Genomic DNA, 21,448 nt, shown 5'->3' with positions numbered 1-21,448 from the left:
CCTCCCGGGAACCGGCGGCGCGACTGCTCTAGTAGGCGAAGGACCGGTCGAGTGCCTCGAGCACTCGGTCCAGGTCCGGGACGTAGTGGTCCTCCACAGCGGCGGGAGGATACGGAAGGTGGTAGGAGCCCACTCGCAGCACGGGTGCTTCGAGCGAGTAGAAGGCCCGCTCGGTGACGCGCGCGGCGATCTCCCCGCCCAGCCCCCCGAAGGTCGGGGCCTCGTGGGCGATCACCAGGCGGCCCGTCTTGCGCACGGAAGCCGTCACGGTGTCGAAGTCCACCGGCGAGAGGCTGCGCAGGTCGATGACCTCCACGCTGCGTCCGTCCTCCTGGGCCGCCTGCGCCGCGGCGAGCGCCACCGGCACGAGCGGGCCCCACGCGACCACCGTGGCCTCGTGGCCCTCACGGATCACGGCGGCGCTGAACGGGTCCCCCGGGGAGGTCGTCTCGTCCACGTCGCCCTTGAGCCAGTAGCGGCGCTTTGGCTCGAAGATGATCACGGGGTCGTCGCACTGGATGGCCTGCTGGGACATCCAGTAGGCGTCCTGCGCGTTGGAGGGGGCGAGGATCCGCAGCCCGGCAGTGTGCGCGAACAGCGCCTCCGGGGACTCCGAGTGGTGCTCCACAGAGCCGATGACCCCTCCGTAGGGGATGCGGATGGTCACGGGCACCGTGAGCCTGCCGTCCGAGCGAGCGTGGATCTTGGCCAGCTGGGTGGTGATCTGGTTGAACGCCGGGAACGTGAACCCGTCGAACTGGATCTCGCACACAGGCCGGTAGCCGCGCTCCGCGAGCCCCACGGCGGTGCCCACGATCCCGGCCTCGCCGAGCGGGGTGTCGAGCACGCGGTGGGCGCCGAAACGGGTCTTCAGCCCCTCCGTCACGCGGTACACGCCACCCAGGGAGCCGATGTCCTCCCCCATGAGCATGACCTTGGTGTTCTCCTCCATGGCCCGTGCGAGCCCGGCGTTGATGGCCTTGGCCACGGTCAGCTGTGTCATGCGCCGGTCCCTCCGGTCTCGGTGTCCTGCGCCGGGGTGAAGCCGGCCTGGTAGTCCAGGTACTCGGCCCGTTCGGCGCTCACGAGCGAGTGCGGTTCGGCGTAGGCCTTGCCGAACGACTCCTCGAAGGTGGGCGGCTCCATGGCGAGGACCTCGGCACGCAGCTGCTGCGCGGCGTCGTCGTTCTCCCGCGCCACGGCCTCGAAGAACTCGTCCTCGACCCCGTGGTGGGTGCGGAGGTGGGACCGCAGCCGGTCGATGGGATCGAGGTGGCCCCATTCGTCCTCCTCGTCCCGCTCCCTGTACTTGGTGGGGTCGTCCGCCGTGGTGTGGGCTCCCATCCTGTAGGTCTCGGCCTCGATCAGCACGGGGCCCTCCCCTGCGCGGATCTTCTCGAGCGCGTAGCGCGTGGCCGCCACGACCCCCAGGACATCGTTGCCGTCCACGCGTAACCCCTCGAAGCCGTAGCCCGCGGCGCGCGTGGCCAGGGGGACGCGCGACTGCGTGGTGAAGGGCACCGAGATGGCCCACTGGTTGTTCTGGATGAAGAAGAGTACCGGGGCGTCGTAGGAGGCCGCGAAGACCATGGACTCGTGGATCTCGCCCTCGGTGCTTGCGCCGTCCCCGAAGTACGCGACGACCGCCTCCGGCTCCGTGGTGGGCGGATTTCCCGCGCTCCCCGCGGCCCTGCGGTCCAGCGCGGTCCCCATGGCGTAGCCCACCGCGTGGGGAACCTGGGCGGCGAGGACCATGGTGTAGAGGTTCATCTGGTACTCCTCCGGGTCCCAGCCCCCGGCCGTGATGCCGCGGAACAGCCGCATCAGGTCCGCTGGGCGGATCCCCCGCTCAAAGGCCGCCGCGTGCTCGCGGTAGGAAGGAAAGAGCCGGTCGGTGGGCCGTGTGGGCCACACCGAACCGACCTGCGCCGCCTCCTGGCCCCGCAGCGGGACCCAGAGCACCAGCTGCCCCTGGCGCTGCAGCGAGGTGCCCTCCTCGTCCACACGGCGGGCGAGGGTCATGGACCGGTACAGGTGGTGCAGGTCCTCGAGCGAGAGGTCCGCCGCGTACGGGGAGAGCTTCGGGTCCTCGCGGACGACGCCGCGCTCATCCAGCAGCTGGTGGCGCGGCAGCGTGGCCTGCGCCTCGTTTGTGGGGGTGGGTGGTGCCATCTGGGGTCTCGATCCTTCTGCTGTCGTCACGCCCGGCCCTTCCGTTCCGGCCACGGCTGCGGGTGGCCGCGGTGCGCGTCCGTCCCGGCGCCCGTGGTGGTCCGGGGGCGCTCGGTGCTCGTCACGGTCTCGGCGTCTTCGTGGTCATGGGGTCCTCGCGGGCCGCAGCCCTCAGCAGTCCGCCGTCTGCTGCGGGGCTGGCATGGTGCTGAGGTGCGGGAACGAGGCGCACAGTTCCAGGAACCGTGTGTTGGCCTCCGGCTCCCCGAAACTCACCCGCACCCCCTCCGCGCCGAACCTGCGCACGGACAGGGCTTTCTCGTCGCACGCCCGTGAGAACTGCTCGCTGTGCTCCCCGAGCGGCAGCCACACGAAGTTCGCCTGCGTCTCAGGGTACTGCCATCCCAGCTCCGTGAGCCCGCGCAGCACCCTTTCCCGCTCGGCCACGAGCTGCTCGACGCGCTCATCCACCTGCTCGATGCTCTTCACCGACGCCACAGCGGCCAGCTGCGCCACCTCGGTGACGGAGAACGCGGGCGCGCTCTGACGCAGGTGGCGCGTGACGTTCTGCTGGGCCACGGTGTAGCCCACGCGCAGCCCGGCCAGCCCGTGGGCCTTGGAGAAGGTGCGCAGGGACACGACGTTGGGATGCTCACGGTAGAGGTCGATCCCGTTGGCGAGACCGACCAGGCGCTGGAACTCGGTGTAGGCCTCGTCGACCACCACCACCACGTGCGGGGGCACCTTAGCCAGGAATTCCCGCACGGCCTCGTCGCGCAGGCTGGGGCCTGTGGGGTTGTTGGGCGTGCACAGCAGGATCACGCGGGTCCGCTCGGTCACGGCGGCGGCCATGGCGTCGAGGTCGTGAGAGCCGTCCGGCAGGTTGGGGACCTGCACGCTGGCGGCCCCGGCGAGCCCGACCGAGATGGGGTAGGCCTCGAACGAGCGCCACGCGTAGACGACCTCATCCGGCTGACCATCCTCCCCCGTGCCGGCGAACGCCGCGAGGAGCTGGTTCAGGGCACCGAGGCTGCCCGCTCCGGCCACCACGTCCTCCGCCGGGACGTCCAGGTGCTCGGCCAGCGCCTCCCTCAGCGCTGTGGCGGTGGGGTCCGGGTAGCGGTTGACGTCCGCGAACGAGGCGAGCGCCTCACGCACGGCGGGCACGGCGCCGAAGGGGTTCTCGTTGGACGCGAGCTTGTAGGCCACGAGCCCCGGCACCTCGCTGGCCGGCTTGCCGGCCGCGTACGCGGGGAGTCTGCCGAGTGCCGCGCGCGGGGTGATGCACGTGGTGTCCCGCGGGAGATCCGACGGTACCTGGGCGGACGTGGAATGTTCCATAGCTGTCATGCTAGCGCCCGCCCCTGCCGGGAACCTGTGTGCTCAGTGCTCCTCCCAGCCCTCGTAGACGTAGGTCTCGGTGCGCGTGCCCGGCCCGTGGGGGACCACGTCCGCGAGCCGCTGCTCGTGGGCGGCGACCGCCGGGTGGTGGGACTGCGAGATCCCCTGGGACCCCACGGCGTAGAGGTTCATGTCGTGCGCCCCCACGCCGGTGAATCCGGCCTCCCCGGTCAGCGCCAAGGGGTAGGCAGTGCTGAGCCGCACTGTGGAGCGGTGCCCCGAGTCCGGGTTCGCCACCCCGTCCAGTGCGGGCACGACGTCGTCCACGTGCTCCACCGCCATCACGGACGTGGACTCCGGGATCGCGAAGTCCCCCACCGGCGCGCCATACGTGGTCACGGCTTCGACGTAGTAGCGCTCCCGGAACTGCGTGTTCGCGGCGAGCCCGGCGGCGTCGATCCCGCCGAGGCTGTGGCCGGAGAGCACCACGGCGTCCCCCTCCTGGATCCCGGCGTCCTGCAGGGCCTGCACCGCCATCCGCTGAGCCTGCGGCAGCTCGGTGAGCGGGGCGTCCACCCGGGCCGTCATCCCCTCCGCAATCCCCTTGAGATCGTGCACGCCCGGGCTGTCCACCCACTCCTCCGTGCCCGTGAGCACCACCGAGAACGTACGGCGGCCCTGCTCGTCGACGGCCTTCTGCACCATCACGGTGCTGTTCTCCACGGGCGTCCCGTCCGGACCGGCGCCGGAGACGATGTTCTTCGCGTCCTTGAGGGCTGCGGCCGTTCCGGCGACTGTAGTGGGGATCGTCCCGGGGTTCTCGATGCCGGCAGGCAGGGCCCGCCGGTCCATGCCCGTCATGCGGTGCGCCGCCGCGTTGGCCGGGGTGAGCGCGGTGAATACCTCCCGGGTGGCGGGCTTCAGCGCCTGTGCGGTGAGCCAGGGCCGTAGGTTGTCCGTGACCGCGCGCTCCGCGACCTCTGCGGGGCGCAGCCGCCGCCCCGTGCGCCACGCGGTGTACCAGCGCGGGATGCCCGGGGCATCCAGCATCAAGGCGGCCACCACCGGCGCCAGGATCCCACCGACGGCCGCGAGGACGTCCTTCTCCCCCGCGCCCGCCGCCCCGCCTGCCGTTCCTTCCACTGCCCCGCCCGCTGCGTGGTGGGCACCACCTTCGGGGCGACCGTACCCACTCAGCATCTCGACGGCCCGGAACCGAAGGTACTGGCCCAGTGTCAGGCCGCCCGACGACGTCGCCCGGCCGGCTTCCGTGCCCGCGGCGCCAGTGTCCGCCGCTCCCGTTGCGGGTGGGTGGGGGCCCGGGGCGGTGCCGTCCGGGGCGTCGTCCGCCACCCCTGATCCTGTCCCGCCGAGGGGGACGCGCAACGCGGCGTCCGCGATGTCGTCCAGCCCGATTCCCCGGATCAGGGCATCCGTACCGCGGGGGCCACCGCCCCGCACGACGACTCCGAATGCTGTGAACTCGACCTTGCGGCCGAACTCCTCGGGTGAGCCGATGCCCGCCCGGGCGAGTGCGACGTCCACGTCCTCCGCGGTGCGGCACACCTCGCGCGCCACGGAGCTGCCCACGGCACCCAGCGGCGTATCCAGCGCGGCACGCGAGAACGCCCCGGTGAGGACGTCCTCCAGGGCCGCGTACCGCAGCTGGGCGAGCAGCAGCCTGCCCCCGGTTGCGGCGACGCCCTCGCCCACGCCCAGCAGGTCCACCGCCACCAGCCCCGCGAGCGCGGCGGCGTGCACTGCCTGGGGTTGTCCGCTCAGCGACCACAGCTCCAGTTCGGCGGCCAGGGGCGCCATGCCCGCGAGCGCGAAGCACAGGTCCGTGGCAACACCGGAGAGGGCACTGGCGAGCGCCGCGATCGCGGTGGTGTCCACCCGCACACCGCCCGCGCCGTCGGTTCCGGTCCCGACGACCCCGCCGGAGACCTCCATGCTCGTGGCCGCCCCCTCCACGGCCGCCGCCACGGCGTCGGCGTCCTCGAAGCCCTCCGCCGCGGGACGTGGCCCCGTGCCCTCGGCGAAGAGCACGCCCTGGAGGTCCTCGGCCGTTCCGTGCACCTCGGTCACGCCCGCCGCCATGTCCGGCGCGGGAAGCGGGGTGGAGCGGTGTTCAGAGGTGGCCGCAGCGCCGGTTTCAGTGCCCGGCTCATGGCCCGTACCGACGCCGGACTCATTGCTGGTGTCAGTGCCCGTCTCGGCGCCTCTTTCCGTGTCCGCCGAGGTGCCCGGGCGTGTGTCATCCTCCCCGGGCACGCGGGTGGGCTGAGGCGCGCTCACGTCGACGCTCCGAGGCCAGCGCCCATTCCCACGTTCATTCCCGAGCCCAGTCCCGAGCCCAGTCCCGCGCCCAGAGCCACGGGACCGAGCACCGCGGTGAGTGCACCGGTCAGGGGCCCGCCGAGATCCAGGACCGACTCCACGTCCTGGATCCGCTGCCCGAGCATGCTCGCCGTCTGCCGCACGAGATCGGCAACTTCCCGGCACTGCTCCGCCTTCCCCCGGGTGTCCTGACCGTGGCGCTGCACCCACGCCGTGAAGGCACGCGAACCCGGACCGGCCCAACCGTCCGCCCGTGCAAGTTCCGCGAGCCGGGCGGCGAGGGCGTCGAGGTGCTCCGCGGCGGCCTCGTACCGGGCGGCGAGACTGCTGAGCCGTTCGTGGACCAGACCGGCGAGGGTCCAGGGGCTCGCACCGGGCGGCGCCGAGCTCGCGAGGGGTGTCATGAGCGGTTCCTTTCCGGCACCGGCCGCGGATCCGGACGGCGTCAAGGACCCAGGCTAGGAAGCGTGCCGGGACGGCCTGGGCGGCGACCGGTGCGTGTGCACGGGCACGGAGCCCGGCGGCCGTGGAACGTGGCTGTGGAGGGCGATCGCCGCCGCCGTGCGCGGAACCGGCATGGAAGAATGAGGGCCATGTCGAACACCGCGCAGACCCTCCCGTCCGGACGAGTGGCCCTGGGCCAGCAGGAACCCGCCATCGCGCTGGGGCCGCTGGACGGCCGCTACCGTCCGCAGACCGCCGTGCTGGTGGACTTCCTCTCGGAGGCGGCGCTGAACCGCGAGCGGGTGCACGTGGAGGTCGAGTGGTTCATCCACCTGTGCGAGCAGCGCGCCCTGCCGGGCCTGGAGCCCCTGAGCGAGGAGCAGAAGGCAGGCCTGCGCGCTCTGGTCACTTCCTTCGACGCCGCCTCCGTGGCCGAGCTCGCCGAGCTCGAGGCCGTGACCGTGCACGACGTGAAGGCCGTGGAGTACTACATCGGCCGCCGGCTGCCGGAGCTCGGCCTGGAGCACCTGACCCCGCTCGTGCACTTCGCGTGCACCTCCGAGGACATCAACAACCTCTCCTACGCACTGGGCGTGAAGGACGCCGTCGAGCAGGCGTGGCTGCCCGCCGCCCGCGGTCTCGTGGCGGCGGTCTGGCAGATGGCCCGAGAGACGAAGGCCACTCCCATGCTCTCCCACACGCACGGCCAGCCGGCCACACCCACCACCCTGGGCAAGGAGCTCGCCGTCTTCGCCCACCGCTTCGAGCGGCAGTTGCGGCGCATCGAGGGCACCACGTTCCTGGGGAAGATCAACGGCGCCACGGGAACCTTTGCGGCCCACACCGCCGCCGCGCCGGACACCGACTGGCCGCAGATCTCCCGGACCTTCGTCAGGGGCCTCGGGCTCACGTGGAACCCGCTGACCACGCAGATCGAGTCCCACGACTGGCAGGCCGAGCTCTACGCGGACCTCTCCCGGTTCAACAGGATCCTGCACAACCTGTGCACGGACGTGTGGTCCTACATCTCGATCGGCTACTTCCAGCAGATCCCGGTGGAGGGCGCCACCGGCTCCTCGACCATGCCGCACAAGGTCAACCCCATCCGCTTCGAGAACGCCGAGGCCAACGCCGAGATCTCGTGCTCGCTGCTGGACACCCTCGCCGCCACGCTCGTGACCTCACGGTGGCAGCGTGACCTCACGGACTCGTCCTCCCAGCGCAACATCGGGGTGGCGTTCGGCCACTCCCTGCTGGCCATCTCCAACGTGGTGAAGGGCCTGGACCGCCTGGACGTGGCCGAGGAGACCCTGGCCGCGGACCTCGACGGCAACTGGGAGGTGCTCGGCGAGGCTGTTCAGACCGCCATGCGCGCCGAGGCCATCGCGGGTCGCGAGGGCATGGACAACCCCTACGAGCGGCTCAAGGAGCTCACCCGGGGACACCGCGTGGACGCAGCGCGCATGCGCGGGTTCATCGCGGGACTGGGCCTCTCCGAGGCGACCGCTCGGCGTCTGAGCGAGCTCACCCCCGGCGGCTACACAGGCCTGGCAGAGGAGCTCGTGGACGAGTTCGGCGACTGATCCCCCGTGAGCCGCGCCCTCATGGTGCGCGGCACGTTCGTGGTGATCTGCTGGACCCCCAGGCCCAGGCACGCCCGCGTGTCCTCGACGGTGTCGACGGTCCACACGCGCAGCACCGCTCCGTCGCGCAACCACTACTCCACCTCGGAGAGGTGGGACCGCACGAAGGCGATTCCAGGCCCGACGAGCGGCCCAGCCACGAGGTTCTCCCGCGCCTGCGCACCGGAGTCCTCGTCCAGCAGCTGGCACACGTTCTGCGGTGCGACCCTCTCCAGGAGGTGACGCACTGCGTCGGCGTTGAAGCTCATGATCGAGACACGGACGCTGCCGAGCCAGCCGCTGTCTGGATCCCAGCCCCGGCGTTCGAGGAGCACGAGCAACGCCTCCTCGAGACCCTGCCCGCGGGGGCTGGGGTGCTTCGTCTCCACGGCGAGCCCCACTGGTCGGCCGGCGGCGAGCAGGAGGTCCAGCAGCTCATCCAGGGACATCAGCTGCTCGTGGGCGAGGCCGTGGGTGGCCGGGATCCCCACTCCCTTCCAGGACGTGTAGTCCAGCGCCCGCAGCTGCTCGAGCGTGTGCTCGGCGAGCGCGCCGCTGCCGTCCGAGGTGCGCCCCAGCTGGTCGTCGTGGTGCAGGACGAGGTACCCGTCGCGCGTGAGGTGGACGTCGCACTCCACGCCGTCCGCTCCGTCCGCCAGCGCCTCGACGAAGACGGCCCGGGTCAGTTCGGGATAGCTGGCGGAGGAGCCGCGGTGCGCGTACAGGAGCGGGGGTGCGGAAGACGGGAGAGGTGCGTGTGCCACGCGTCCCAGCGTACGAGCCGCACGGGGTGCCGTGTCGAACGGGTCGACGACGCCGTTGCCCCGAGCGGGTGCCCCGGGGCCGGATCCCGGTCCCCAGCTCGCGGCCCCGGAGGAACCGAGCCACGGAGACACCCCCGCCCCGGCCAGCACGGTGCCCCGGGAGGTCGAGACCGCCCCGGGGCACCGTGCACGTTCAGCAGGCCGCGCAGAGCCAGCCGTACAGGCTCAACTCCGCACTACTTGCGCTTCTTGCGGTCCGTTGGCCCGGAGTCCAGAGCCTGCTGATCGGACGCCGTGGCACCGTCCCTGAACTTCTCGGCGCGCTCCTGCACCTCCAGGTTTGCCGGGAACGTGGCGGGGAACCCCCCGAAGGCCTCGTCGGTGGCCTTGACCACCTGGCGGGCCATCGCGAGGTTGGCACCGCCACCCACCACGGCGCCGAGGCCGAAGGGGAGGGCGCGGCCCAGTACCGCGCCGGTCTGACGGGCCAGGAACCGCTTGACAAACATGCTGCGGATGGTGCGGCCCACGTCGAACTTCTTGGAGTCGGCGGGCGACTTGCCCAGCATCAGCCCCCACTTGCCCGTGAGGTTCTTGCTCGTGGAGGAGTTGGCGAGCAGCTGGCCCATCAGAGCGTTGCCGTCCTCTCCGAGCATCAGCGCCATGATCATGGTCCGGTTCTGCTGCTCGTCGCTGGGCTCGATGCCGTGCAGCTCGGCGACGGCCTGCGCGTAGAGTGCGGTGGCCTCGAGGTACCCGGCCACGGCCGCCGAGGAGAGCCCGACGGAGGCGATGGTTCCGATCCCGGGGACGGCGGCGGTCGCACCCACGGCCCCACCGCCCACGGTCACCGATCGGACGTAGATCTTCTGGGCGCGTCGGGCGATCTCCTCGGGGGTCGCGTCCGGGTGCTGCCGACGCTCGTGCTTGAGCATTTTGACCACCCAGGGCTGCTGGATGCGCAGTGCGTGGTCCAGGAACTTGTTCACCCCGGGTTTGGGCTTTCCGTCCTTGTCAAATGCCTTGTTCAGGGGATTCTGGCCCATCGACGTCCACTCCTCGACACGGGTAGTCATTGCCCGGCGGATCCCGCCGAGAACATCACGTCCACTATTCCACAGCGCCCTGAGCGTTGCGCGGGGCGCGGTTCGCTCAGCGCACGAAATCGGCCCACGCGTGCGGCGCCCTCAGCAGGTCCGTCTTCTTAAACGCGTTCCCGCACACCCGCTCCAGCACGAAGGAGAGCGTCCGGACGGCCTCGACGACGCAGGTGCCCTTGTTGAGCATCACGCACTCCGTGCGCTGGCCCTGGGCGGCGTCGGCGATCTCTGCACGGGAGGGGATCCCGTTCTTCGCCAGGCTTTCGAGCACCTGGGTGGCCCACACGATCGGCACGTGCACGGCCTGGCACAGCCACAGGATCTCCTCCTGGACGTCTGCCATCTGCTCAAATCCGGTGTCGACCGCGAGGTCCCCGCGCGCGGTCATCACCCCGCAGTCCTAGCAGTGCCTGGCCTCCAGCAGCATCATGGGCAGCTGCTCGAAACCGCCCACGGTTTCGTTCCTCGGGGTCACGTCCAGGCCGTGGGCCTCCAGCGCCTCCAGTTCGGCCAGGAGGTCTGCGACGTCCCGTGCCCGGCGCACGAACGACATGTTCACGATGTCCGCATGACGGGCCACGAAGCGCAGGTCCTCCCGGTCCCGCGCCGTCAAGGAGGGGATGAGGAGGTCGGTGTCCAGGAAGTCGATGCCCTTCTCCGCCGAGAGTCTGCTGCCGCCGGGCGCCGCCCGGGTGGTCTCCACGTCCATCGTCCCGGGGCCCACGGCGGTGGCGACACTGCCCAGCCTGCCGTCGTCGAGCAGCACCCGGTGCCCCACCCGGGCGTCGCGGAAGGCTTCGGGCACGGTGCGGCCAATGCTCGCGGGCCCCTGGCGTCCCGCAGGTGGAGGCGGTCCCCCGGGCGGTGCCGCGCGAGCCACCGTGCGGGGCCCACAGGAACGCAGGCGACACCGTCGTCCCCGGGTGCGGACGAGCCGAGCCACAGCCGAACCGGGCTCAGCACGTGACCGGTGGCCTTGCGCTGCGGCTTGATCCCGGCCACGCGGGGACCTGGCTGCAGCGGACCTGTACGGACTTTGGGTCCGGCGAGGTCCATCGCAATGCGCAGGTCCCGTCCCTGCTCCGCGGCCGCTGCCCGCAGGTGCTCGACCATGCGCGTACACCGTGCCGGGCCGTCGTGCGCGCAGTTGATCCGTGCCACGTCCATTCCGGCGGCCACCAGGCAACGGACGAGGCCGGTGTCCGTGGCCACCTCACAGGGCAACGTGACCATGGTGCGGGTTCCGTGTCCCTCCGGCGTCGGTCCGAGCAGCCCGACCACGCGCAACAGGAACGCGGCGGCCCGTTCGGCGCGTGCCTGTGCTGTGCCGGGTGTCGGCGCTGCACCGGCTGCCTCTGTTGTCCGGTTTTCGCTGCCGTCATGGGGCTCCCCTTCCGGCCGTGGCCCCGGCACGACGGCGCGCGGCCACGTCCACGGCAGCTCACCCGGGCCAACGGCGGGTGAAGGGGAGACTGCCCGTCAGTGCGTGCTGAACTCGGTGTAGGAGTGGGTTGCGGGGCCGAAGTGCTCGTCCACCGTGATCACGGCGCCCGGGGTGTCCCGGGAGATCAGCGCCTGCAGGAACTCCCCGGCGGCCCACCGGGGCCCCTCGGCGACGACGGTCACCGTGCCGTCGTCGTTGTTCGTCGCGGAGCCCACGAGACCGAGCTCCTGGGCCTGCTGCCAGCACCAGTGGCGGAAGCCAACGCCCTGGACGGTGCCGTGCACCACTGCGCTGAGCCCGATGGTCTCGTTGAGGTCGAGGGGTTCGGAAGGGCGCCCGGACGCGGGGTTCTGGTGGATCGAGGGCATCTCCATGCTCCCAGCCTAGAAGACGGCCCGGCCCGTGCACGTCACGGTGACGGGCACGGGCCGGGCCGCTTGGCTGACCGCTCGCTCAGGGGATCAGGCGAGACCGTCGATCGCCTCGGCGATCGGGGTTTCCCCGTCCGCGAACTCGATGAACGCACCGGTGGTGCCCTTGGGGTCCGTGAGTGTCCGGGCTGCCACGAGGGCCACGTTGCCGCGGGAGGTGTCCCGGTTCTCGTCCTCCCCGGCGCGGCCCAGGGCGATCGATCCCGAGGGGTCGTCGTCCGTGAGCATGCCCGGGCCCAGGATGGTCCAGTTCAGGGAGCTGGCGCGCAGGTGGTCGTCCGCGTCCGCCTTGGACTGGGCGTAGGCGTAGAAGTCGTTGTCCTCGGGCACCCCGTGGTCCTGGCCCGCGCCCATGTAGGACACCATCACGTAGTGCTTCACGCCGGCCGCCTCGGCGGCGTCCATGCTGCGGATCGCGGCATCGCGGTCCACAGCGTAGGTGCGCTCGGGGGACCCGCCGCCGGCACCCGCGGACCACACGACGGCGTCCTGGCCGGAGAGCAGCTCGGTCAGCGCTGCCACGTCCAGGCTCTGGACGTCAGCGACCACGGGTGTGGCACCCGTGTTCTCCACGTCCTCGCTCTGCTCCTCCTTGCGGATGACGGAGCGCACTGTGTCCCCCTGGGTCGAGAGCAGACGGCTCAGCTGCAGCGCCACCTTGCCGTGGCCGCCGATGATCGTGATCTCAGACATTGCTGGTCCTTCCTGTCGCAACGATGCCGCGGGAAACGGCTGCGTCCCCGGGACCAGTACAGCAATCACGGGCGGGTGGATATTCCGGCACCCCGTGCTTTCCCCGGACGCTGCTCCTCAGTGAGGCCCAGGTGGAGCCCAGGGGACGGGCCGCCTCCGCCTGCGCCGGACTCGACCTCACCCGCCGGGCGCGAGGGTGGACAGACCCTCCGTGAGCTCGCGGAACAGACCCCCCAGATCGGCGTCGGAGCGCTGCAGCAGCGCATCCGCGACCAAGCCCACGAGACCGTGCACGGCGAAGCGGTCCCGCCGGCACTGCACGGCAGCCACCGCCCCGTCCCGTGCAACGGTGCCGACGCCGCCCACCACCCTCCCGACATCGTCCGCCCCAGACTCGTTGCGCCGGGCTCGTTCGGCGCGCAGCCCGGCCACGGCGTGGTCCACCACGGCGTCACGGGCCGCCGCGCCCGCCGGACCCGAGAGGACGTTGCGGTAGTAGTCGCGGTGGCTTGTCATGTGCGCCACGACCGGTGCGAGGACGGCCACCCACACGGTGGTTTCACGGGTGCCGGCGGGCTCCACGGACGGCACGGCGTCGCGCAGCAGCCACTCGGTGGCACTGCGCAGCACCTCGTCCCGGGAGCCGAAGTTCTCGTAGACGGCCTTGCGGCTGACACCGGCGGCAGTGGCGATCTCGGTCATGCCCACGGCCGGGGCGCCGCGCGCAGCCAGCGCCACGGCGGCTTCGACCACCGCGGTGCGGGTCCGTTCGATCCGCCGGTCCATGCGTCCTCCCATGACGAGGTCGAGAATAAGTGGCCTTGTCATTTAACGCGTCCGACCGGATCGTCGCGACAGCCCTAGGGGTGAGATCGGGCGGGAGGCTCACTGGCCGCTGACGGCCACCGCCTCCACCAGGAAGACCTGTCCCTCGCCCTCGATCGTGGCGGTGCCCGGTCCCTCCAGACAGATCAGGGACTGCCCGGCGGAGGCCCGCACGTTCCCCGGGACCACGGTGACCTCACCCTCCGTCACCAGCACCATGCAGGTTCCCGCGAGCTCCCGGCGCACGGGGTTCCCGGGGGACACGCGCGCAGAGACGAGCGAGACCGCAGGATCCCACAGGGGGTAGCTCACGGTGCCGCCGGGCTCCGCGCGCGGCTCCATCACTGCCACGGGCTCGGACGTCCTGGACATCACGCGCAGCAGCTCTGCCACGTCAACGTGCTTGGGGGTAAGCCCCGCGCGCAGCACGTTGTCGGAGCATCCCATGATCTCCACGGCCGTGCCGCTGAGGTAGGCGTGCACCTGCTGGGCCGGGGTGAACAGCGCCTGCCCCGGGGCAAGGTGCACCACATTCATGCACAGCGCCACCAGCAGCCCCCGGTCTCCCGGGTAGTGGTGGGCCAGCAGCCGGATCAGGGCGACGGCGCGCTGCACCGGGTCCATCTCCGGAGAGAGGGCACGGGGTGCGGCGCCTGTGCTCTCCGCCTCCGGGCCGGTGGACGGGGCGGAGTGCACCGACGGCCCAGACGTCGCGGAGGCCTCAGACTGTGAACCGGGGCCGGACTGCCCCGCAGCGGCGGACTCCGCCTTGTCGGGCTCTGAGGTCCGTGAGGCCGCGGCGACGCTCGCGCGGACGGCCGCTGCGGCGTCGTCGTCCGGCAGTTCGAGGACGTGCTGCACGGGGCACGGCGTCTGCACCGCGAGCTCGAGCCAGGCCAGGTCGAGGTGCTCGGCCAGCCGCGCGAGGCGGGCGCGGTCCTGCTGGCCCACGAGCAGCCACATCTCGGACAGTGCCACCACGGTCTCGGGCTTGGCCCGGTCGTCCTTGTAGTTGCGGTGGGGCGCGTCGAGCGGGACCCCGGCCGCGTTCTCGCGCGCGAAGCCCTCCTGCGCCTGCTCGGTGGAGGGGTGGACCTGGATGGACAGGGGCGCGGCGATGGCGAGGATCTTGAGCAGGAACGGCAGGTGCGGGAGCACCTCGTGCAACCCGCGGCGAGCGCCCTGCACCTCCACGTGGGACGGCGCGCTCGGGTGGGCCCCCATCCACATCTCGGCCTCCGGGTCCGCGGTGGGTGCGGGGCGACCCTGCATGGTCGCGAGCACCGAGCAGGACCCCCAGGCGTAGTGCTGGATCGGGTTGCTCATCCTCAGGAACTCGGCCATGTCGCACATGTAACCACAGCGCCCGGGGAAAAACCGTGCGGTGCGCGGCACAGGGACGCAAGTGGGGACGCCCCGCCTGAGGAGCGCGCGGGGGCGCCTCCCGTAGAATCCGAACGGTGACCACAGATCTTTCATCATCATTCAAGGCCTACGACGTCCGCGGCATCGTGGGTGAGAGCATCACCGCCGAGAGTGTGCGTGCCACCGGTGCGGCGTTCGTGGACGTCCTGGGCCTCGCGGGCTCGGGCGTGGTGGTCGGCGGGGACATGCGCCCCTCCTCCCCGGAGTTCGTGGCGGCGTTTGCCGAGGGCGCCACGCGCCGCGGTGCGAACGTGACCGTGATCGGCAGCATCTCCACGGACGAGCTGTACTTCGCCTGCGGCACGCTGGACTGCGCCGGTGCCACGTTCACCGCGAGCCACAACCCCGCCGCGTACAACGGCATCAAGATGGCCAAGGCCGGTGCCGTTCCCGTGTCCTCGGACACCGGGCTGTACGAAATCCGTGACACCGCCCAGGGCTACCTGGACTCCGGCGAGATCCCCGCCGCGGAGCACCAGGGCACCGCGTCCGAGCGGGACGTGCTCGGCGACTACGCCCGCTACCTGCGATCCCTCGTGGACCTCAGCGGCATCCGTCCGCTGAAGGTCGTGGTGGACGCCGGCAACGGGATGGCTGGCCTGACCACCCCCGCAGTGCTCGGCGACACCTTGCTCCCGGCGCTGCCCCTGGAGATCGAGCCCCTGTACTTCGAGCTGGACGGCACGTTCCCCAACCACCCGGCCAACCCCCTTGAGCCCGCCAACCTGGTGGACCTGCAGAACGCGGTCCGCGAGCACGGGGCGGACATCGGACTCGCATTCGACGGGGACGCAGACCGCTGCTTCGTGGTGGACCAGAACGGGGACCCGGTCTCGCCCTCCGCGGTCGCGGCGATCGTCGCCGAGCGAGAGATCGCCCGCGCCCAGGCCGGGGGCGAGGAGCACCCCGTGGTGATCCACAACCTCATCACCTCCAAGGCGGTTCCCGAGCTGATCGAGGCCAACGGCGGACGGGCAGTACGCACCCGCGTGGGGCACTCCTTCATCAAGGCCGTCATGGCCGCCGAGCACGCCGTGTTCGGGGGGGAGCACTCCGCGCACTACTACTTCAAGGACTTCTTCAACGCGGACACCGGCATGCTCGCGGCCATGCACGTCCTCGCCGCCCTCGGCGAGCAGGACGCGCCGCTGAGCGAGCTCATGGACCGCTACGACCCGTACACTGCCTCCGGAGAGATCAACTCGGAGATCGAGGACAAGGCCGCCGCGGTGGACCGCGTGCGCGCGCACTTCGCCGCCGAGGACCCCGCCGTGACGGTCGAGGACATGGACGGCACCACGTTCACCCACCCCGAGCAGGGCTGGTGGTTCAACCTGCGTCCCTCCAACACGGAGCCGTTCCTGCGCCTGAACGTCGAGGCCCCAGACGCCGCCGCCATGGAGACCGTGCGGGACACCGTCCTGCGCATTGTGCGCGAGGGCTGAGACCCGAGCACACACCGCCCCGCGGGCACGACGACGCCGCGCAACCAGATCTGGCTGCGCGGCGTCGTCGTACGGAACCGGTGACAGGGCCCCGGGAAACTCAGGCGTTCGCGGTGCGCGCCTCGTCGTGGAGCATCCACAGGTCCGGGCCGAAGATCTCGTAGTGGATCGAGCGGCCGGGAACCCCGCCGGAGACCAGCTGCGAGCGCACCGACTGCATGAAGGCCAGGGGCCCGCACATGAAGACCTCGGCACCCTCGGGGATCTCCGCCTGGGAGACGTCCATGTGTCCCGCGAAGTCCCCCTCACCTGGTGCGGCGAGCCATGAGACGAGCTTCGCGTTGGGCATGCGGGAGACGTAGTCGCGCACGAGCTCGCGGCCGGGCCACGCAGCCTCGGAGCGGTCCGCGTGCAGCACGAGCACCTCGCGCTCGGGGTCCTCCCGCGCGAGCTGGTCCAGGAACGCCACCACCGGGGTGATGCCGATGCCCGCAGAGACGAGCACGAGCGGGCCGTGGAAGTCCGGGTCCAGGGTCACGTCCCCGTAGGGGTTGGAGATCTCCAGGACGTCACCCACCGCGATGTCCTCGTGCAGGATGGGCGAGACCTCCCCCTCGGGATCCTCGCGCACCACGATCCGCCGGTGGCCGGGGTCGCTCGGCACCAGGGTGAACTGGCGGGGCTGGCGCAGGCCGTCCATCACGACCACCTGGATGGAGATGTACTGGCCTGCCACAGAGGGCGTCATGGGGGTGTCGTCCGCGGGCTCGAACTCGAAGGCCACCACGCCCTCGGCCACCGGTTCCTTCGAGATCAGGCGGAAGGGCGCGAACATGACGTCGTTGGCCTGCTGGGAGTAGAGCCCCTTCTCGATCTTGATGAGGGCGTCCGCCATGAGCCAGTAGACCTCGTCCCACGCGGCCACCACCTCGGGCGTCGCCGCGTCCCCCAGGTCCGCGGCGATCGCGCCGAACAGGTGCTCGTGCACGGTGGGGTACTCCTCGGGCAGCAGGCCCAGGGAGGCGTGCTTGTGGGCCACGCGGGAGAGCACCTCGTCCGGGTACGAGTCCGGGTGGTTGAGCAGGTGGGACGCGAACATCGCGATGGACCCGGCAAGCGCCTGTGGCTGCGTGCCGTTCTTCTGGTTCGCTCGGCTGAACATCCCGTCCAGCAGGTCCGGGCGGGCCTCGAACATCGACTTGTAGAACACGGGCGTGATGTTTGGGATGCGTTCGGCGATGATGCCGATGGTCGCTTCTACGACCGGGCGGGACTTCTCGGACAGCATGGTGGCTTCCTCTCGTCGACATGTGACGGAAGCCAATTTAGCATTCAAGATGCCACTTAGATAGCCGAGGTGGGCGTCCCCGAATCCGGCTGCTCGGGGGGTCGCAGACCCAGCTGCACGGCGATCGGACCCACCTGCCGCGGATTGACGAGCTCCGCGATGCTCACCGTGTCCAGTTCCCCGTAGAACGCCTCGCGCGCGCCGGCCAGGGCCCTGCGCAGGCGGCAGCCGTGGTTCAGGGGGCAGGCGGTCTCGTCCGCCTCGCACTCCACGATGGCGGTGTCCGCCTCGAGCACCCGCAGCACTTGACCCACGCGGGCCTCACGCCCCTCGTCCGTGAGCATCACCCCGCCGGAGCGCCCGCGCTGGGAGCACAGCAGGCCCATGCCGCGCAGCCTGGCCACGGTCTTGGCCACGTGGTTGTAGGGGGCGCCCACGCCGTCGGCGATCCGCTGGGTGGACAGCATCGTCTCCGGTGCCAGCCCCCCCATGAGCAGCAGCACACGCAGCGCGATGTCCGAAAATGCCGTCAGCCGCACACTTGTCCCTTCTTCGCGGGCCGCCCTCTTCCACGCACGACGACGCCGCGCGGCCCATTTGGCCGCGCGGCGCGATCATATCCCGGTCACCGGGCGGTGTCTCGCCCCGCAAGTTCCCGCCCGGTGCCCGCGGTCAGCTCTGGCGCAGCCGCTCCTCCAGACCGGCGCGCTGCTCGAGGATGACCTCGGGGACGTCCTTCAGGCGGGCGAACCACTCGTCGATCCCGGGCAGCTCGTTCAACCACTCGTCACGGTCCACCCGCAGGGCGGCGTCCAGCTCCTCGCCCGAGATCTCCAGACCGGCGAGATCCAGGTCCTCCTTGGCGGGAAGGATGCCGACGGGTGTCTCGTGCCCACCGGCGGTGCCCTTGAGCCGCTCCACGATCCACTTGACCACGCGGGAGTTCTCGCCGAAGCCCGGCCACGCGAAGCCGCCGTCCGCAGTGCGGCGGAACCAGTTCACGTAGTAGATCCGCGGCATGTTCTCCTCGCCCATGCGGGCACCGGTGTCCAGCCAGTGCTCGAGGTAGTCGTTCGCGTTGTAGCCGATGAACGGGAGCATGGCCATGGGGTCGCGGCGCACCACACCCACCGCGCCCTTCGCGGCGGCGGTGGTCTCGGAGGACAGCGTGGCGCCCTGGAACACCCCGTGCTCCCAGCCGAAGGACTCGGAGACCAGCGGCACGGTGGTCTTGCGGCGGCCACCGAAGATGATGGCCGACAGCGGCACGCCCTCGGGGTCGTCGTACTCCGGCGCCAGAATCTCCACCTGCTTGATGGGGGTGCAGAAACGGGAGTTGGGGTGCGCGGCGGGACGCCCGGACTCGGGCGTCCAGTCCCGGCCCTTCCAGTCGGTGAGGTGCTCGGGGACGTCGTCCGTCATGCCCTCCCACCACACGCCACCGTCGTCGGTCAGCGCCACGTTCGTGAAGATGGTGTTGCCGCGGGCGATCGCGTGCATCGCGTTCGGGTTGGTGGACCAGCCGGTGCCGGGGGCCACGCCGAAGAGGCCGGCCTCCGGATTGACCACCCGCGGGGTGCGGTCCTTGCCGAAGCGGATCCAGGCGATGTCGTCGCCCACCATCTCGGCCTTCCACCCGGGCACCGTGGGCTCGAGCATCGCGAAGTTGGTCTTGCCGCACGCGGAGGGGAACGCCGCCGCGATGAAGCGCGAGTCGCCCTCGGGGTCCGTGACCTTCAGGATCAGCATGTGCTCGGCCAGCCAGCCCTCGTCGTGGGCGATCGCGGAGGCGATGCGCAGCGCGTAGCACTTCTTTCCCAGCAGCGCGTTGCCGCCGTAGCCGGAGCCGAAGGACCAGATGGCGCGGTCCTCGGGGAACTGGACGATGTACTTGGCCGGGTTGCACGGCCAGGGGACGTCCTCCTCGCCGGGCTGCAGCGGCGCCCCCAGCGAGTGGACGCACTCCACGAACGGGGCCTTGTCCTGGGACATCTTCTCGAGCACCGGCGTGCCGATGGTGGCCATGATGCGCATGGAGCACACCACGTACGGGGAGTCCGTGATCTCCACGCCGTACTGCGGCTTGGCGGCGTCCAGGGAGCCCATCACGAACGGGATCACGTACATGGTGCGCCCGTGCATGGCACCGGAGAAACGCTTCTCGAGCGTCTCCTTCATGACGCGCGGGTCCTCCCAGTTGTTGGTGGGACCCGCGCCCTTCTCCGTCTTGGTGCAGATGAAAGTGCGCTCCTCCACGCGGGCGACGTCCTCAGGGTCCGAGAACGCGGCGAAGGAGTTGGGGAACTTCTCCTGGGACAGCCGCACCAGGGTGCCCGCCTCGACCATCTGGTCCGTCAGCTGCGTCCACTCGGCCTCGGATCCGTCCGCCCAGTGGATGCGCTCCGGCTGCGCCAGTTCGGCGATCTCCCGCACCCAGTCCGTCAGGGCCCGGTAGTCGGTGGGGGGATTCTCAAGCGAGTCCCGCACCTCGCTGCTGAGCTCGGTGGTCCCGGTGGTTGCCGTGGTGTTGTCAGCCATTGACATGTCTCCTCGTTGAGGCCGTCGTGCATTCCGCGTCCCGGAGGATCCGATGGGTCCGTGCACCGCCCCACGCCACTGTGGAGGGGCCCCGCACACCGGTCCGCCGGGGTTGCGCGTGGGTGTGGCTGGAGTCTATCGCGACCGGGCCCACGCCAACTGAGAGTTACACCACACCGGGCACGCTCTACACCCTCCAGCGATTTGTCGCCGGGGACGCACAGGTGTAAGTTGTTACCCGTTGCAACGGCCACGGCCACCGCAGCAAGGGCGCCTGTAGCTCAACGGATAGAGCATCTGACTACGGATCAGAAGGTTGTAGGTTCGAATCCTATCGGGCGCACCGCATGAGGACCCCGCATCCACCGGATGCGGGGTCCTTCGTCTGTGACCGGTCCCCACCGGCCGCTCCACGAGGATCGAGGCACCCCCTGACTTCCCCCGGCACCGCCCGCTCCCCCCGCGCCCGCAGGTTCGCCCTGGGCGCGGCCGCTCTCACACTGGTGCTCACCGGCTGCGCCATCCCCGGTTCCCCAGGTGCGCCCTCCAGTTCCTCGGGCACGACGGCGCCGTCCCCCACCTCCCCCACCTCCGGTTCCTCCGCGAGCGTCGGAGCCACCGGCCACGAGACCGCGGACGACGGGGCACCCGCTGGCGCCACGGCGTCGTCGGGGGACGAACCGCAGGACGCGTCCGAGCACGCCGCGGCAGGAACGGCCCTGGCCGCCCTCGGCGAGCTGCCCGTGAAGGGCCGCGCGCCCAAGACCGGCTACTCACGCGACGAGTTCGGCCCGCGCTGGGCGGACACGGACCACAACGGCTGCGACACCCGCAACGACATCCTGCGCCGGGACATGACCGGCATCGAGGTCACACCCGGCACGCGCGGCTGCAAGGTGCGCACCGGCACGCTGCTCAGCCCCTACTCGGGCGGCACCGTGGACTTCACCGCCGGGCAGGACACGAGCTCCGAGGTGCAGATCGACCACGTGGTTGCACTGTCGGACGCGTGGCAGAAAGGTGCCCAGCAGCTCCACACGGACCGGCGCACCGAGCTGGCGAACGACCCCCTCAACCTGCTGGCCGTGGATGGACCCACCAACAACCAGAAGTCGGACGGGGACGCCGCGACGTGGCTGCCGCCCGCCGCCGGGGAGCGCTGCGAGTACGTGGCCACGCAGATCGCTGTGAAGCGCAGCTACGACCTGTGGGTCACGGACGGCGAGAAGAAGGCCATGGTGCGTGTGCTGGACACCTGCCCCGAACAGCCGCTGCCGCAGGCCCGCACGGTGCCGACCCCGGTGGAGGAGCCCGTCGCGGCACCGCTGACAGAGGCCCCCGCGCCCGTCCAGGAACCCGAGGCTCCGGCGCGGCAGGCCCCCGCCGCGCCAGCGGCTCCCGGGGCGGACGGCGGCGTGGCGGGCGGGAATGTCTACTACTCCCGCTGTGCCGAGGCCCGTGCCGCCGGCGCGGCGCCCCTCCACGCGGGCTCGCCGGGCTACCGCCCGGGCCTGGACGGCGACGGTGACGGCGTAGCCTGTGAGGCCAAGCACTGACCCCGACCGGACGGATCACG

Annotated in this window: 17 protein-coding genes, 1 tRNA gene and 2 pseudogenes; 4 read left to right on the top strand and 16 right to left on the bottom strand. The window is 71.1% G+C overall.

Annotated features, from left to right (window positions below; all coding sequences use genetic code 11):
* Nucleotides 1-28: 28 nt before the first annotated feature.
* From B3G12_RS09400 to B3G12_RS09380, 5 genes are all read right to left on the bottom strand, one after another.
* The gene (locus B3G12_RS09400) at nt 29-1,003 is read right to left on the bottom strand and encodes an alpha-ketoacid dehydrogenase subunit beta (RefSeq protein ID WP_144941071.1); all 975 of its coding nucleotides are present in this window, start codon (nt 1,001-1,003) and stop codon (nt 29-31) included.
* Nucleotides 1,000-2,172: a thiamine pyrophosphate-dependent enzyme gene (locus B3G12_RS09395; RefSeq protein ID WP_290500042.1), complete on the bottom strand. Its 1,173-nt coding sequence runs from the start codon at nt 2,170-2,172 to the stop codon at nt 1,000-1,002. The genes B3G12_RS09400 and B3G12_RS09395 overlap by 4 nt, the downstream gene beginning before the upstream one ends.
* A gap of 171 nt (nt 2,173-2,343) precedes the next feature.
* Nucleotides 2,344-3,513, bottom strand: a complete 1,170-nt coding sequence (locus B3G12_RS09390) for a histidinol-phosphate transaminase (RefSeq protein ID WP_290500040.1) — start codon at nt 3,511-3,513, stop codon at nt 2,344-2,346.
* A gap of 42 nt (nt 3,514-3,555) precedes the next feature.
* Nucleotides 3,556-5,601, bottom strand: coding sequence for a hypothetical protein (locus B3G12_RS09385; protein ID WP_290500038.1), 2,046 nt, complete (start codon nt 5,599-5,601; stop codon nt 3,556-3,558).
* A gap of 206 nt (nt 5,602-5,807) precedes the next feature.
* Nucleotides 5,808-6,257 carry a hypothetical protein gene (locus B3G12_RS09380; protein WP_144941078.1) on the bottom strand — a complete coding sequence of 150 codons (450 nt, stop codon included), beginning with the start codon at nt 6,255-6,257 and terminating at the stop codon, nt 5,808-5,810.
* Between the two features lie 189 nt (nt 6,258-6,446).
* On the opposite strand from B3G12_RS09380, the gene purB reads away from it, so the two are divergent.
* Nucleotides 6,447-7,880, top strand: coding sequence for an adenylosuccinate lyase (purB, locus tag B3G12_RS09375; RefSeq protein WP_414672747.1), 1,434 nt, complete (start codon nt 6,447-6,449; stop codon nt 7,878-7,880).
* A 134-nt stretch (nt 7,881-8,014) separates the two neighbouring features.
* Here purB and B3G12_RS09370 read toward each other — a convergent pair whose 3' ends face one another.
* The 8 genes and pseudogenes from B3G12_RS09370 to B3G12_RS09335 form a co-directional block, all read right to left on the bottom strand.
* Nucleotides 8,015-8,683: a glycerophosphodiester phosphodiesterase gene (locus B3G12_RS09370; protein ID WP_349678122.1), complete on the bottom strand. Its 669-nt coding sequence runs from the start codon at nt 8,681-8,683 to the stop codon at nt 8,015-8,017.
* Between the two features lie 236 nt (nt 8,684-8,919).
* Nucleotides 8,920-9,759, bottom strand: coding sequence for a di- and tripeptidase (locus tag B3G12_RS09365; protein ID WP_290500035.1), 840 nt, complete (start codon nt 9,757-9,759; stop codon nt 8,920-8,922).
* A 76-nt stretch (nt 9,760-9,835) separates the two neighbouring features.
* Nucleotides 9,836-10,549, bottom strand: a pseudogene (locus B3G12_RS09360) (pyruvate kinase).
* Nucleotides 10,550-10,833: 284 nt separating this feature from the next.
* A pseudogene (locus B3G12_RS12400) lies at nt 10,834-10,950 on the bottom strand (hypothetical protein); the annotation flags it as partial.
* 312 nt (nt 10,951-11,262) lie between these two features.
* Nucleotides 11,263-11,601 carry an acylphosphatase gene (locus B3G12_RS09350; RefSeq protein ID WP_144941089.1) on the bottom strand — a complete coding sequence of 113 codons (339 nt, stop codon included), beginning with the start codon at nt 11,599-11,601 and terminating at the stop codon, nt 11,263-11,265.
* An 87-nt stretch (nt 11,602-11,688) separates the two neighbouring features.
* Nucleotides 11,689-12,351, bottom strand: a complete 663-nt coding sequence (locus B3G12_RS09345; protein WP_144941091.1) for an NAD(P)-binding oxidoreductase — start codon at nt 12,349-12,351, stop codon at nt 11,689-11,691.
* Between the two features lie 177 nt (nt 12,352-12,528).
* On the bottom strand, nt 12,529-13,179 hold the full coding sequence (locus B3G12_RS09340; protein ID WP_290500032.1) for a TetR/AcrR family transcriptional regulator: 651 nt from the start codon (nt 13,177-13,179) through the stop codon (nt 12,529-12,531).
* Nucleotides 13,180-13,236: 57 nt separating this feature from the next.
* The gene (locus tag B3G12_RS09335) at nt 13,237-14,520 is read right to left on the bottom strand and encodes a type I phosphomannose isomerase catalytic subunit (protein ID WP_145010199.1); all 1,284 of its coding nucleotides are present in this window, start codon (nt 14,518-14,520) and stop codon (nt 13,237-13,239) included.
* 116 nt (nt 14,521-14,636) lie between these two features.
* Between B3G12_RS09335 and B3G12_RS09330 the strand changes: the two genes are divergently transcribed.
* Nucleotides 14,637-16,046, top strand: a complete 1,410-nt coding sequence (locus B3G12_RS09330) for a phosphomannomutase/phosphoglucomutase (protein WP_144941095.1) — start codon at nt 14,637-14,639, stop codon at nt 16,044-16,046.
* Nucleotides 16,047-16,146: 100 nt separating this feature from the next.
* Here B3G12_RS09330 and B3G12_RS09325 read toward each other — a convergent pair whose 3' ends face one another.
* From B3G12_RS09325 to B3G12_RS09315, 3 genes are all read right to left on the bottom strand, one after another.
* Nucleotides 16,147-17,334 carry a globin domain-containing protein gene (locus tag B3G12_RS09325; protein WP_144941097.1) on the bottom strand — a complete coding sequence of 396 codons (1,188 nt, stop codon included), beginning with the start codon at nt 17,332-17,334 and terminating at the stop codon, nt 16,147-16,149.
* A gap of 56 nt (nt 17,335-17,390) precedes the next feature.
* Nucleotides 17,391-17,873 (bottom strand): RrF2 family transcriptional regulator, encoded by a 483-nt coding sequence (locus tag B3G12_RS09320; RefSeq protein ID WP_144941099.1) that lies wholly within the window; start codon nt 17,871-17,873, stop codon nt 17,391-17,393.
* Between the two features lie 133 nt (nt 17,874-18,006).
* On the bottom strand, nt 18,007-19,872 hold the full coding sequence (locus tag B3G12_RS09315) for a phosphoenolpyruvate carboxykinase (GTP) (protein ID WP_290500027.1): 1,866 nt from the start codon (nt 19,870-19,872) through the stop codon (nt 18,007-18,009).
* A gap of 270 nt (nt 19,873-20,142) precedes the next feature.
* Here B3G12_RS09315 and B3G12_RS09310 point away from each other — a divergent pair.
* Together B3G12_RS09310 and B3G12_RS09305 are read left to right on the top strand one after the other, a co-directional pair.
* A tRNA-Arg gene (locus B3G12_RS09310) sits at nt 20,143-20,215 on the top strand.
* 160 nt (nt 20,216-20,375) lie between these two features.
* Nucleotides 20,376-21,428: a GmrSD restriction endonuclease domain-containing protein gene (locus B3G12_RS09305; protein ID WP_186367242.1), complete on the top strand. Its 1,053-nt coding sequence runs from the start codon at nt 20,376-20,378 to the stop codon at nt 21,426-21,428.
* Nucleotides 21,429-21,448 lie beyond the last annotated feature (20 nt).

It is taken from the genome of Kocuria sp. UBA5001, from assembly GCF_002398425.1.
In the GTDB taxonomy this organism is placed as follows: domain Bacteria; phylum Actinomycetota; class Actinomycetes; order Actinomycetales; family Micrococcaceae; genus Kocuria; species Kocuria salsicia.
Note: the sequence above shows the minus strand (reverse complement) of the source record. Positions and strands in the feature narration are given on the sequence as shown.